Origin of the sequence: Acinetobacter sp. NyZ410 (genome assembly GCF_022828975.1) — a bacterium.
Classification (GTDB): Bacteria; Pseudomonadota; Gammaproteobacteria; order Pseudomonadales; family Moraxellaceae; genus Acinetobacter; species Acinetobacter guillouiae.
The window spans coordinates 1,013,752-1,026,761 of sequence record NZ_CP094620.1 but is presented as its reverse complement, the minus strand read 5'-3'; the positions used below and the strand labels follow the sequence as shown (position 1 = coordinate 1,026,761).

12 protein-coding genes and 2 pseudogenes are annotated in these 13,010 nt (G+C 35.9%); 5 read left to right on the top strand and 9 right to left on the bottom strand.

Annotated features, from left to right (window positions below; genetic code table 11):
- Positions 1–451 precede the first annotated feature (451 nt).
- From MTO68_RS04745 to MTO68_RS04725, 5 genes are all read right to left on the bottom strand, one after another.
- Entirely contained in the window at positions 452–790 is a 339-nt protein-coding gene (locus tag MTO68_RS04745; RefSeq protein WP_004722677.1) for an FKBP-type peptidyl-prolyl cis-trans isomerase, read from the bottom strand.
- Positions 791–806: 16 nt separating this feature from the next.
- The gene (locus MTO68_RS04740; RefSeq protein WP_244015240.1) at positions 807–2,066 is read right to left on the bottom strand and encodes a DUF2252 family protein; all 1,260 of its coding nucleotides are present in this window, start codon (positions 2,064–2,066) and stop codon (positions 807–809) included.
- Positions 2,067–2,167: 101 nt separating this feature from the next.
- Positions 2,168–2,791: an MgtC/SapB family protein gene (locus MTO68_RS04735; RefSeq protein ID WP_004819450.1), complete on the bottom strand. Its 624-nt coding sequence runs from the start codon at positions 2,789–2,791 to the stop codon at positions 2,168–2,170.
- 107 nt (positions 2,792–2,898) lie between these two features.
- Positions 2,899–3,429: a YaeQ family protein gene (locus tag MTO68_RS04730; RefSeq protein WP_244015238.1), complete on the bottom strand. Its 531-nt coding sequence runs from the start codon at positions 3,427–3,429 to the stop codon at positions 2,899–2,901.
- A gap of 56 nt (positions 3,430–3,485) precedes the next feature.
- On the bottom strand, positions 3,486–4,499 hold the full coding sequence (locus MTO68_RS04725; protein WP_244015237.1) for a CobW family GTP-binding protein: 1,014 nt from the start codon (positions 4,497–4,499) through the stop codon (positions 3,486–3,488).
- A gap of 448 nt (positions 4,500–4,947) precedes the next feature.
- Between MTO68_RS04725 and MTO68_RS04720 the strand changes: the two genes are divergently transcribed.
- Positions 4,948–5,175, top strand: a complete 228-nt coding sequence (locus MTO68_RS04720) for a hypothetical protein (protein ID WP_004722685.1) — start codon at positions 4,948–4,950, stop codon at positions 5,173–5,175.
- Between the two features lie 254 nt (positions 5,176–5,429).
- On the opposite strand, the gene MTO68_RS04715 is transcribed toward MTO68_RS04720, so the two are convergent.
- Complete coding sequence (locus MTO68_RS04715; RefSeq protein WP_244015235.1) at positions 5,430–6,038, bottom strand: glutathione S-transferase family protein; 609 nt, start codon at positions 6,036–6,038, stop codon at positions 5,430–5,432.
- 88 nt (positions 6,039–6,126) lie between these two features.
- On the opposite strand from MTO68_RS04715, the gene MTO68_RS04710 reads away from it, so the two are divergent.
- From MTO68_RS04710 to MTO68_RS04700, 3 genes and pseudogenes are all read left to right on the top strand, one after another.
- On the top strand, positions 6,127–6,531 hold the full coding sequence (locus MTO68_RS04710) for a transposase family protein (protein WP_008942454.1): 405 nt from the start codon (positions 6,127–6,129) through the stop codon (positions 6,529–6,531).
- Between the two features lie 37 nt (positions 6,532–6,568).
- Positions 6,569–6,961 (top strand): annotated as a pseudogene (locus tag MTO68_RS04705) (transposase family protein); the annotation flags it as partial.
- Between the two features lie 457 nt (positions 6,962–7,418).
- Positions 7,419–7,760 (top strand): hypothetical protein, encoded by a 342-nt coding sequence (locus tag MTO68_RS04700; RefSeq protein WP_004819444.1) that lies wholly within the window; start codon positions 7,419–7,421, stop codon positions 7,758–7,760.
- Between the two features lie 183 nt (positions 7,761–7,943).
- On the opposite strand, the gene MTO68_RS04695 is transcribed toward MTO68_RS04700, so the two are convergent.
- Positions 7,944–8,465, bottom strand: coding sequence for an acyl-CoA thioesterase (locus MTO68_RS04695; RefSeq protein WP_004722691.1), 522 nt, complete (start codon positions 8,463–8,465; stop codon positions 7,944–7,946).
- Positions 8,466–8,898: 433 nt separating this feature from the next.
- Positions 8,899–9,768, bottom strand: a pseudogene (locus MTO68_RS04690) (patatin-like phospholipase family protein); the annotation flags it as partial.
- 254 nt (positions 9,769–10,022) lie between these two features.
- On the opposite strand from MTO68_RS04690, the gene chrA reads away from it, so the two are divergent.
- Positions 10,023–11,231 (top strand): chromate efflux transporter, encoded by a 1,209-nt coding sequence (chrA, locus tag MTO68_RS04685; protein WP_244015233.1) that lies wholly within the window; start codon positions 10,023–10,025, stop codon positions 11,229–11,231.
- Positions 11,232–11,268: 37 nt separating this feature from the next.
- Here chrA and gltS read toward each other — a convergent pair whose 3' ends face one another.
- A complete protein-coding gene (gene gltS / locus MTO68_RS04680; protein ID WP_004819437.1) occupies positions 11,269–12,504 on the bottom strand; it encodes a sodium/glutamate symporter in 1,236 nt (411 codons plus the stop codon).
- Positions 12,505–13,010: the final 506 nt, after the last annotated feature.

Genomic DNA, 13,010 nt, shown 5'->3' with positions numbered 1-13,010 from the left:
GAATCCGTCCGTAGTACATCAATATTGAAATACTAAAATCCTTTTTCAAGACGAATTGAGCCAGAGGTTTTACAACGATGATTTAAAAGAATAAAACTGAAACGAACCTTAAAAAATAACTCTGAGCAGAATTATTTATTTATGACATTTAAACACTTTTAAGACAAAAGTATTGTAGATGATTGTTAAGTATTGAGCAAATAATAAACAAAAAAATAAAACGATTGTGTTTAAAATCACACTATTAGCTAAATATTAAGCGCATAAAGTCGGATTCGAATGATACTTTTATCTGAGTAATATATACAGAAATCAAGAAGACTCTCTCAACATCACTAACATAAGACAGTGTAGTCAATAGATGCTTCATTAGACATAAAAAATAGAGATCAATTGATCTCTATTTTTGCGTCCATGTTGAGGGCTAAATTAGCTCAGACATTTCACAGATTTAATCACGTGTTTTGACATCAAAAAGTTCAATTTCAAAAATCAGATTAGAATTTGCTGGAATAATTTTGCCCATTTTACGCTCGCCATACGCCAAGTGTGCAGGAACGATCAATTTACGTTTACCGCCCACTTTCATCCCCATAATGCCTTGATCCCAGCCCTTGATTACACGCCCTGTTCCAATCACTGTTTCAAAGTAATTGCCACGATCAATTGAAGAATCGAATTTGGTTCCGTCTTCCAACCAGCCAGTATAATGAGTTGTAATCAAAGCACCTTTTACTGCTTCTTTACCTTCACCAACTTTTAAGTCGATAATTTCTAATTCATTTGACATACATTATTCCTATTCATCATTCGGGTTTGTGCAAAGCTTTACTCAGCACTGTCTTTTGTTCAGTACGATATTCGGCATAACTTTTACAAAAACTTTGATAATCTTGCTCAACTTGTTGGGCGTAATTATACGTGTATTTCAACAATTGCGTTTTCCAAAGTTCTGCTTGTTCTGCGAAATTGATTAATTCATCTGCTGTTGAAGAACCTTTACGCCCTGCCGAACGCAATTGAGCATAAGCAATTAATCGGGCCATGTTATAGCAGGCATCGGTAAATTTTTTAGGTTTATCTACACACTGTTTAAAATCAATTTTATCTTGTTCGGGTTGTAATGCTTTGACAATATACGCTTGTCCTTGAAAGTCTAGCCGTGATAACTGAGCCGGGATTTGGTACTGCATGAGTGTTTGGATGAATTGAATGCGTTGCGCTTGATCATCCCATTCTGGTTGCTCTATTTTTAGAAATGGAGACAAGCTTAGAGAGGAAGCTTGGGCCTGTTTCATATCGAATAACGTATAGGTTTTATTTTCACGATGATAAACTAAAAATACATAGCGATTTAAACCGATACTTCCTGTTCCCGCAATGCGTACTGCAACATCTAATACTTGAAAATTTGATTGATTTTTCGTATTGAGTTTTTGTAAATTCTCAGAAAATGTTTTTATCAGCGCCGTATATAAGCTTTTGGATTCTATTTTAAAATATTTTTTCTGATCAATCACCAAATAGCGTCGATCACTTGTTTTATCTAAAGAACAACGCGCTTCAATAAATGCCACAGGATCACGTTCAGAAACGGTTGCAATATATTTCTTTAAAATACCATCGACGGTTTCTTTTTCTACTGCATAAGCTTTCCCTATACGAAGTGCATTTAAATACTCATCTAGCAGTTGTGCTGCAATCGTTTTTAAATCATCGTTGCCGATATTCAGCTCTTTGCCAGCTAAAAATATACTACAAATAAAACGCGACACATCCCACGTTGGATGGGCCAAAATCGCCTCGTCGAAATCGTTTAAATCAAAATAAACCACCTGATGTCGACTACGATAACTGCCAAAATTTTCGACATGCAAATCACCACAAATCCAAGTGATGGTTTGATCTTTCCATGTTTGTTGGCTTGCCAAATCTTCATAATATAAATGACATGAACCACGGAAAAAACGGAAAGCACTACTCGCCATTAATTTATATTTGATTGCTAGAAATCGCTCATCTCGCGACTGATTAAAATGGATAACACGTTCATAAGGATCTCGCATCGGTTTACTCCAATACTTTATACAATTGCTTAGATTAAATCGTTAAGCTGAAAATTTGATGAATAAAAGATTGAATAAATCAACCACACTTTTTTCTTATTTTAGAAACTTAACTCTTTAATCTCTTGATCTAAAAGCAAATAGTTTGTGAGTTTTTTATGATTTTGTGCAGATCCAATTAACACCCAGCGCCCAACAATCTGTTTTTCAGTTTTATTTTGTACACCACGTAAAATTTTCATATTGTATTGCTTAAACAATTCTTCATATTTATCTAAGGTCTCTTGCTGATAATCACATAAAATCCTGTAATTACGAGCTTGATGAATCGCTTCAATTTTTTCTTGAAAATAGACGAGAAATACTAAAACAACCAGTACCAGTAGCGTTCCAACAAATGCTAAATATTCATAACCTGCACCAGCGGCCATACCTAATGCAGCCACCATCCAAATTGTTGTTGCAGTGGTAATCCCTGAAATTCGGTTATCATCTTTAAAAATAACCCCAGCACCTAAAAACCCCAAACCCGTCAGAATATTTGCTGCCAAACGATCAGGATTTTGTACCCCAATTTTAATTGAAAGTATGGTGAATAAGCAGGATGCTAAACTTACCATAATCATGGTACGTAACCCTGCTGACTTACTGCGATACTCACGCTCTGCACCAATAATCGCACCAATCGCCAAAGCCATCAGTAAATGGTAGATGTCATTATTCATTGATTTTCTACATAACTATTTTTATCACTCTAGGTATACGAAATTTGAGCAAAAAAAAGCAAGCGATTCGCTTGCTTTTCTTGTCAATTTTTATTGAGCAACAATGATTACTGTAACTGAGTCCATTCAATCACAGCTTGAGCATCATCACCAATCAAGGTCCACTCACCATCCATAACATTTAATTGCAATTGCATGGTGCGTTGACATAAAGCTTGAATTGCAGTTGTCGTCTCCTCAGACAATTGCCATACCTGAACATTTGACAAGGTTTTGAGTTTAGAACTTCTTTTATACCATTCTGCAACGGCTGAACCATAGGCGATGACAGCCACTTCTTTACAACGCGCTGCCGCTTTTTTAACTTTGTCTTCGTCAGGCAAACCAACTTCAATCCATTTAATCAACTGTCCGGTTAAATCCTTTTCCCATAAAGCAGGTTCATCAGTTTCAAATAAATCTTTGGTAAATTCCAAACGTTCATCTGCAAAACGAGCATATGCCAATACACGCACCATTAAGCGTTCAATCGTTTCAGACGGATGTAATGCCATCGTGAATTGATAATCACCATATTGATGCACATCCATATTGGCAATATTGAGATCAGCCTTATAAATTGTTGCTTTTAATGCCATGAAAGTTCCAAAAAGTTCTTAAATATGGCGCACAGTCTATAAGATTTTCAAAAGGATTACTGCGTTTTTTCCGCCTGATCAATTCGACAATTCAACAAAGCCGTTTCTAAACTTTCCCAATCACGATTGTGCTGGCTAATGAGTTCAATCCGATTATCCAAGCTTTCTTCACCCGATTTATAATTCAAATTTTCGGGATTAAAATTAAATGTCATCCAACCTTGATTGGTATTGAATATCCCTTTGATCCGCAACCAGTCTTTTTGCTCACATAAGACATCTAACAAGTCATAAAAATCGAATAGCCAACGCTTTGAAAATTTCCAACCTGCCACAGTATATCCATTAGCCGTTTCAACATAGTGATAAGGCAATTGTTTAACCACAGGCAGTACTTCATCGGGGTTAAATTGCTTTTGCACTTGAATCAGCGGTACAACTTTTCTCTCAACCCCTTGATGGGATAGATCCAGCTGTTGAATATCAAGATTACCCTGCTCTGCCAATACCCAAGTTTGAATATAAGCAAAGTAATCATTTTTAAACTGGTTTAATACCTCATGATCAGACGCAGACATACTATCTGCATGTGAAACCACAACAATTTGTGCAGCTTTTAACTGATCTTGATAAAGCTCTTGATTCACCCATTCAGAATCATGTAAGCGACTCCCATCAATTACTGTCACCAATGCACGCATATCAATTTGCGCTCGCCATTGAGGTTCAGTCAATTGTGTCAAAAGTTGAGCGGGATGACCTAAGCCTGTGGGTTCTATAAATAGTCGATCGGGTTGTTTATCATAAATCAATCGAGACAAGGCAATTTGCATAGGCAATTGTCCTGCGCAACATAAACAGCCACCGAGTAATTCTTTTACTTCATAGCCTGAATCTTGTGGTAACAATTGCTGATCTACACCAATCTGTCCAAACTCATTCATCAGAACCGCCCACGTTTCATTTTCTGGCTTCTGTTGAAGCAAATGCTGTAATAAGGTGGTCTTTCCAGCCCCTAAAAAACCAGAAATAATATGAGTTTTGACTGTTTTTTGGCTTAAAATCTTCAAAGGATCGACTCAGCAGATTAAATGAAAGAAATTGATGGTTATCGCGACGCTTCTTATTATTACTGAAAATGTGCCAATAATTTCAGGTTTTAAATCTATTTTTTAAATTAAAATTACAAAAACAATCCAAAACTCCAATACACCATTCATGAAGATTGCATCGTGAATGTTAATTGTAAGTAACAGTGTGGTGTATTTTTTAATCAACTTTTCATATTTACATACATTTTTACCTATTGGTAAAAGTCAATGAGTCACAAAAAAGCAACATAATACAATGATTTGTTTTAAACATGTAAACCTGTCTGTTACGCTTTGTTGCTTAGGTTGCCCATTTTTTCATCTGCACTTAGCATGACACTACTCCCTGTGATCAGCAACGCATTTAACAACTGACGCTCTCACAGGTCGTTATACGATCAATTCAATGAATTAAGGATGCCAAAAAATGAAACTCGTTAAAACACTTTTAGCTACTACACTTGCTTTCACTGCTTTCTCAACTTTTGCTGCTACTGATACAGCTGCAACTGAAGCTGAACAAGTTGTTGTATCAACTCAAGAACAACCAGCTGCAGCTGAAGATACTCAAGCTGCTGGCCAACCTACAGCTCAACCTGCGACTGAAAGCGCTGCTGAAGCTCCAGCGACTTCTGCTCCTCAAGCAGGTCAATAAGATTTAATACTCCTCCCGAGTTAGCAATTGGGTTGTCTGAAAAGACGATCTGAATAAAAAGACTAGATCATGCTGCGATTTAGTCTTTTATTTTTTCTGATGTTATTCACTTAAGCTAATGATCATAAATGTATTTTTCAGCAGCTACTTTATCTGTAAAGCAACCAATAATATTTAAATTGTCACTATTCGGAATCATCCAGATAAATTTAAAATCCATTTTTTAAACCATATTCATCCTTGAACAAACTCCGCTAAACTGCCTGAATCCAAGCGACATCTTTTACGGTATCACGCTGTTGAATCAACTGAATAAACGGCTTAAATTCGTCTAGATATGGCACAATTTTAAAAGAGATGGCGAAGATCAGCCAGTATGCTAAAAACAAATCCGCCGCAGAAATTTGATGCCCCAGCAAATAAGGATTTGCTTGCTTTAGCCCAACTTTAATAAAGTTATAAATTGTTTCTTCTGTACCAAAGCCTAGACTTCTTCTCCGTTCCTGAATTTGTTCTGTTGAAATACCTAAGCTTTTAATATCCATAAACTCAGTCACAGGTCCGTGGCAAAAGAATAACCATTTTAAATATTCTCCACGCTTAGGATCATTCAATGCGGGTGCGAAACCTTTCTCAATATATTTGTCTGCTAAATATGCAAAGATTGCCGGCGTCTCAGAAATGACAGAACCTTGATCCACTAAAAAAGGAATCTTAGCCATCGGATTCAGTACCAAATATTCAGGCTGATTCAAGTCTTTATAATCCACTTGAATAATTTCGACTTGATCTTCGATATCTAATTCTTTTAATAAAGGTAAAATGGTATTTCCACGAGAATGAGCATTGGTATAAAGTTTCATTAGACTTCCGTCATAAATCAAAAAACGTACAATTTATTTGATCTTAAATTAATCAGCAAAATTATTTAATTCAAGGGATAATCCTTGGATGAAATTCAAAGATATTCAAAAATTATCAGACGTTAAGTTTCGTAGGCTTACCGGTGTTAGTTGGGCTACATTTAACCTCATGTTGGCCGAGCTAAATAAGCATTTACCTCGTCATATTGGTAAAGGACGACCGCATAAATTACCGTTGGAAGATCGCTTGCTCTTATGTATAGAATATTGGAGAGAATATCGAACATTTTTCCATCTTGGTATGAGTTACGGTGTATCTGAAACGAGTGCAATTCGTATCACACGTGTTATTGAAGATACCTTAATCCGTTCTGGAAAATTTAACTTGCCAAAACAACTTCCTAATCGAGATGAAGTGGATTGGGAAGTTGTTGTGATTGATGCAACTGAAATATTAGTTCAACGTCCAAAAAAAACAGAAGAAATGGTATAGCGGTAAAAAAAAGCGACATACCTTTAAATTTCAGCTATCTATGCACTATACAACAGGTGAAATACTGAGTGTATGTGGAAGTCATGGAAGCATGCATGATTTTAAAATATTTAAAAAAAGTATGAGGAAATTAAAATTTAAGCCCTTTTTTATCGTTGATAAGGGGTATTTAGGGATAAAAAAATTGGGTTTTGGATGCCTCATGCCATCTAAAGCAAAGAAAACTGAAAAATTAGATTCTGAATTAAAAAAGTTAAATAGAGAGATTGGTCGTAGACGAATTCAAGTAGAGCATGTATTTGGAAGGATGAAATGTTTTAAGATTTTATCTTGTGTATATAGAAATCGTCGTAAAAGATTAAACCTGCGGTTTAATTTACTTGCTGGCATATACAATTTAGATTGGGTGAAAGATAAACAATTAAATTGATTGAAAAATGATTTATGAAGGAAGTCTATTGTTTTTAAATCCATTTTTATCGTGCTTTGAGTATAATCAAAATATCGCTAAGTTTGATTAATTTATATGCAAAAGCAAAGTGCTCCTTTCTAAAAAAATAAATTCCATCCTTTCATAAAGGCTCTAAACTACAGAAAAGATTAAATGTGATTTACCCACAGTATCGCGATTGATCCAAACCAATAATTTAGAATATTTTTTATATAAATTGCACTTTAAAAAAAATTTAAAATCATCATAACAACATTATTTTTCTGATCTTTAACCTTTAAGATAACTGGTACATATGCCCATTACGCCCCCTGAGTGCTTTTCTAATTCGAATTATTGAATAATTCAGCTATACTATTTTGCACTTAAATCAGTTTGTAAAATTGATAAATTTATAATTAAAACCTGACATATCAAGACTAACGAGGAATTTAAAATGTTAAAAAAACTGATCGGTTTAGGCGTCATCAGCACCCTACTTGTTGCATGTAGCAAACCGTTACCGACAGATAAGCAAAACTACTCAGGCACGTGGCAAAGTGAGGATGGCAGTGTAAATTTGATGATTACACCTGAAGGCCGCGTTGAATATAGCAATAAACAACCTAATTCAAGTTCATCTGTATCTGCCCCAATTTCTAAATTTGAAGGCAATAACTTTAGTGCTGGCATTGGACCACTTTCAACTGAGTTTAAAGTTTCTCAAGCACCGCAACAAACTGCCAATGGGACATGGAGCATGACTGTAGATGGACGTGTTCTTAACAAAGTCAATTAAAAGTACTGCTCTGTCTTTATCAAATTTTTATCGTTTGAATTTATGTTTAAGCGTCTATACCTTAAGCTTAGTGCTGTCAAAAAGGTCGTATCACGCTGACTACATTTCATTTAAATTTTGAGACTATCTAATATTAATATCTACAACTCCCCCTCATTGGCAACGAGGGGGCAATGCAATCAATTAACCATTTGAAGCTTTTTTATAAATACTGCAAGAAGGATGATGATTTTCTTGTAAACGCGCCACTTTACGTTGCTCAGCCGCTTCAAAACGACAGCGTTTCCAATCATTATCCAGATTTAAAGCTGGAATTTGCTGTGGCTTACCATTTTCATCTACGGCCACCATGGTGAAATAGCAACTGTTGGTATGGCGTACTGTACGTTTTTGGATATTTTGTGCTTCAACACGAATCCCGATTTCCATGGAGGTACGACCAACATGGTTGACACTGGCAAGGAAGCTGACCATTTCACCCACATGAATTGGCTCTTTGAAATTCACTTTATCGACTGAAAGTGTTACAACATAACTACCTGAATAACGACTTGCACATGCATAAGCGACTTGATCAAGCAACTTAAGGATGGTTCCACCGTGTACATTACCTGAAAAGTTTGCCATATCTGGGGTCATCAAAACGGACATGGTTAATTCTGACTGGTCATCTGTAGCTGGGATCATTTGATCTAATGGAGACATCGTATTCTAGACTCTATTTTGGCAGGAGATTTAAGTCTATTATTATATATCTTTTCAGCTAAAAAACATGTTTAATTCGGCAATTGACCATTCTCTCAATTTATGATTATGACTATAGTCATTTATTTGAGGTATATCTTATTGGTTTATCAATCATTTTCTATTTTTTACAATATTCGCGCTGCAATCTTGCCATATCTAAGTCTTTGCTGATCCGATAATTGGTGTTGAATTTGATAACAATGATCAATGTTTACAGGGATGATTCCAAGAATAGTATGGGATAGTGTCACAATTCTTACTTTTACCCATAACAAATTTAATCATCATAGATTTAAATAAACAGATGACCGCTATAGCACATCATCCTTATTCAAATAATCATACAGTGATAAAAGCATAATATTTTTAAATGGATCTATTACGATTGATCTTAGTTTTGAACTTGATATTGCTGCTGAGCAGTTTCAAGACTTTTTTTACTGGCAATAACCACATCTAGATCATGCATACGTTGATTGGCAGCATCGATTCCGGCTTGCATGGTATCCTGACGGCCTTTTACATCAAAAATATGCGCTTTTTCGCGTAAATCTGGCTGAATCACAATATCTGCATTTTTTAATTCTTCTGCTGCTAATCGATTTTGCATGATATTGATATTTTGGTTAAACAGCCCCCAGACATTCGTGGTTTCAGTATTAACAGGTTGTGCCAATATATCCACTGCAATCACGATATCTGCACCTAATTCTTTGGCGATATTCACGGGTACTGGGCTAACCAAGCCACCATCTACATATTCTTTACCTTTAATTTTTGTGGGAATAAACATACTTGGAATAGATACAGAAGCTCTTACAGCTTGCCCAGTATTGCCATAATTAAAAATTGTTTTTTCACCATTTTGTAATTCTGTAGCAACCACATACATCGGGATCTTCATCTTTTCCAAAGGCATTTGATCGATTTGCTTATTGACATAATCCTCAACTTTTTGCCCGTCAAAAAAACCTTTCATCCCAATTTTAAAATCGCGTACATCACCCACTTTCATATTGAGTGCAATTTGACGTAATTGTTCAGGCGATTTCCCACTGGCATAAATTGAACCAACGATACTTCCCGCACTTGTTCCAACAATAAAATCAGGCTTAATACCATGTTGTTCCAGCACTTCGATTACACCAATGTGGGCATAACCACGCGCGCCCCCACTGCCTAAAACCAAAGCAATCACAGGCTTTTTCTTTGACAATTGTTTGTATTGATAAAAAGTATTGTCCAATCGTGAAGTGGCTTCTAAAACCTGTTGGGTTGCTAAGCTACTGGCTTGAGATTTTTTTTCGGGTGAATGTGCGCATGCAGTTAGCAATAAACCACAAAACAAAGCAGCTAAGGTTTTATTTAACAATGACATATACTCTCAGATCATGACACAATCTAAATTCGCATGTATCTAAGCATAATTTGCAATGATTTGCTGTTGTATTTATTTATTCTGTCATGATTTTCGATTAGATTATAAAAATCAGTGTCTAAAATAATCCTAAAAATATGCCCACACTTTTTGAAATTTTTTGGATTTTTTTAAAATTAGGCTGTAGCAGCTTTGGTGGCCCAGCCGCACATTTAGTGTACTTTAAACAGGCTTTTGTAGAGAAAAAGCATTGGTTAAATGAGCAGCAATATGCTCAACTGCTTGCACTTACCCAACTACTCCCAGGCCCAAGTAGTAGTCAAATGGGTATGGCTATCGGCTATTTACAACATCGACATTTAGGTGCAATTGTGGCTTGGATTGGGTTTACCCTTCCTTCAGCCTTGCTAATGTTTGGCTTAGCACGATTCATTCAGCAACATCCAGTTTTTAATTTAATCTTATTTTCAACAATCCACTCAATCATCTTGGCAATTATTGTCTTTGCTTTTTTACAGATGTTTAAAAGCTATTGTAAAACCAAACTACATTTTGCCTTAATGCTTGTTAGTACTGGGTTGCTCCTGCTGTTTTCCAATGCTTGGATACAACTTGTGATTATTCTCGGTACTGGTTGTTTAGCCGTTTTAATGACGCGATTTGCATATATTCAAAAGGATTCAAATGATCTTGCTATCGAAAAACAGCATATAAATTTTAATACCTTACCAACCGCTCATCGTCATCATTCAATCTGGTTGATTGGCTTTATTTCAATCTTTTTCGCCTTGTGCTTGGCAATGCTTTTTTCCAACAAGCTGTTCTTTCAAGCCAGTTTTAGTTTTTATAAAACAGGCGCTTTGGTCTTTGGTGGTGGCCATGTGGTTCTTCCTATGCTGCACCAAGACCTTGTCAATACAGGGCTAATCAGTAAACAAGATTTTGAATTAGGCTACACACTTGCGCAATTTATGCCAGGACCACTGTTTAGCTTTGCCAGTTATCTTGGTGCATATTTGCCCCTTACAGCTTTTCCCATTGTTAATGCTGCCATAACAACACTGTTCATCTTTCTACCTTCTTTTTTCTTTGTTTTTTTAGCTTTGCCTTACTGGTCTAAGCAACTTGAGAATCGTTATATTGAAAATTCTGTAATGCTCATCAATGCCGTAGTTGTTGGATTTATCCTGTCTGTGATCGTCCCCATGCTACAAAAAACCATGGGCAATCCATTAGATATTCTCACAGCCTGTTTAATGCTATTGAGTTTAAAACTTAAAATTTCAATTTTTATCAGTATTCCTAGTCTTTTATTTATTCATTATGCCTTGCTGAATTTCATTTAAAAAGCCAGTGATATCACTGGCTTTTTAAATCTAAAGATTAAGCGATAAATTTTAGAATTAATTGAATCACTGTTGCATTAATCAAGTCGACAAAAAAAGCACCACAAAGCGGAACAATCAAAAATGCTTTATGTGAAGGACCGTACATATTGGTAATGGCCTGCATATTTGCAACAGCTGTTGGTGTTGCACCCATACCAAAACCACAATGCCCTGCAGCCAATACCGCTGCATCGTAATTTTTCCCCATTACACGGAATGTCACGAAAGCAGCATATAAAGCCATCGTTAATGTTTGTGCACTCAAAATAATCACCAATGGCCCGGCTAAATCTGCTAACTGCCAAAGTTTTAATGAAAGTAAAGCCATTGCTAGATAAAGTGACAGTGCTGCATTACCAAACACATCGATCGCACGATCAAACATTTTAACTCTTAAAATGCCTTCAAGCACATTTCGAAGAATAACACCGCCAGCGAGCGCCCAAACAAATGTTGGCAGCTCAAACCATTGTCCTTTACTGTAACCTGTCATAAATTCAGCAAAAGCCAAACATGCTGCAAAAAGTCCCAATGTAGTAATCGCATTATCTGCAGTAATCAAACGGACTTGATGTGGATATTCAAAGGGAACATATTCACCAAGATCAGAAACGGCTTGCTGATTGGTCTCATCCACTTCTTTTTGTGTCTTTGGATTAGATAACTGATAACGGTTAATCAGTAGCTTGGCCAATGGACCACCGATGATCCCACCAATAATTAAACCAAAGGTTGCACTTGCCATACCTAATGCTAATGCACCTTGAATACCATGCTGGGTTTCTAAAATCTCACCCCAAGCACCTGCTGTACCATGTCCACCTGTGAGGGTAATTGAACCCGCAATCAAACCAATCAGCGGGTCTAGACCCATGGCCGTTGCCAATCCAATCCCAACAAAGTCTTGTACGACAATAAATGAGGCAACACAAATTAAAAAAACGACTAAACCAAAACCGCCTTCTTTTAATTTTGCAAAATTTGCACTTAAACCAATTGAAGCGAAAAATACCAACATGAAACTGGTTTGCAATTCACTACTTGTGGTAATGCTATAGCCCCAGAAATTATGAATGAGTAAAGATAAAATTGCGGCAACAAGTCCCCCAGCAACAGGTTCTGGAATATTATATTTACGGAGAAAATCAATCTTATTGACCAGGAAACGACCCAATAACAATACGATGACCGCTGCAATCAACGTATAGAAGGCATTAAAAGAAAATTCCATAAGTAATTGTCCATTCTTTGGCTAGATTTTTTGTTGTATAGATATAGAAATGCTATTCCATAGTAGCAGACTTAAAATCACTCAGATTTAGTGATTACCTAATTGCCTGATATATACAACAAAAAATTAAAATAAAACGCAGATTTTCAACATTGAAAATCAAAAAGGCTTATCGCGATAAATACATTAGCGATTAGATATAAACAGAATTGCAATGCTGCAAAAATTTAGAAAAGAAAATGGTCATGATGTTACTCCTATTATTGATAAAAGATCATTTCATCAAACAATGAGAAATACAGTCCTCATAAGTCATTCGCTTTACAAGAACAGGCCAAAACATGTCATTTATCTATACGATAATATGAACATAGAAAAAAAGTGGGTTAATTATGCATTTTTTTAAGCAAATGTCTTATGTTTTTACAATATTATTCATTATTTGAAATGATATTGATTTGATGATTATTTTGACATGAATACTCAGGCATTAAAAAACCGAGGAT

What these genes read in the sequence shown, in the direction of transcription:
- MTO68_RS04745 (WP_004722677.1), bottom strand. Translation starts at nt 790, where the DNA reads ATGTCAAATGAATTAGAAATTATCGACTTAAAAGTTGGTGAAGGTAAA.
- MTO68_RS04740 (WP_244015240.1), bottom strand. Translation starts at nt 2,066, where the DNA reads ATGCGAGATCCTTATGAACGTGTTATCCATTTTAATCAGTCGCGAGAT.
- MTO68_RS04735 (WP_004819450.1), bottom strand. Translation starts at nt 2,791, where the DNA reads ATGAATAATGACATCTACCATTTACTGATGGCTTTGGCGATTGGTGCG.
- MTO68_RS04730 (WP_244015238.1), bottom strand. Translation starts at nt 3,429, where the DNA reads ATGGCATTAAAAGCAACAATTTATAAGGCTGATCTCAATATTGCCAAT.
- MTO68_RS04720 (WP_004722685.1), top strand. Translation starts at nt 4,948, where the DNA reads ATGAAACTCGTTAAAACACTTTTAGCTACTACACTTGCTTTCACTGCT.
- MTO68_RS04715 (WP_244015235.1), bottom strand. Translation starts at nt 6,038, where the DNA reads ATGAAACTTTATACCAATGCTCATTCTCGTGGAAATACCATTTTACCT.
- MTO68_RS04710 (WP_008942454.1), top strand. Translation starts at nt 6,127, where the DNA reads ATGAAATTCAAAGATATTCAAAAATTATCAGACGTTAAGTTTCGTAGG.
- MTO68_RS04700 (WP_004819444.1), top strand. Translation starts at nt 7,419, where the DNA reads ATGTTAAAAAAACTGATCGGTTTAGGCGTCATCAGCACCCTACTTGTT.
- MTO68_RS04695 (WP_004722691.1), bottom strand. Translation starts at nt 8,465, where the DNA reads ATGTCTCCATTAGATCAAATGATCCCAGCTACAGATGACCAGTCAGAA.
- chrA (WP_244015233.1), top strand. Translation starts at nt 10,023, where the DNA reads ATGCCCACACTTTTTGAAATTTTTTGGATTTTTTTAAAATTAGGCTGT.
- gltS (WP_004819437.1), bottom strand. Translation starts at nt 12,504, where the DNA reads ATGGAATTTTCTTTTAATGCCTTCTATACGTTGATTGCAGCGGTCATC.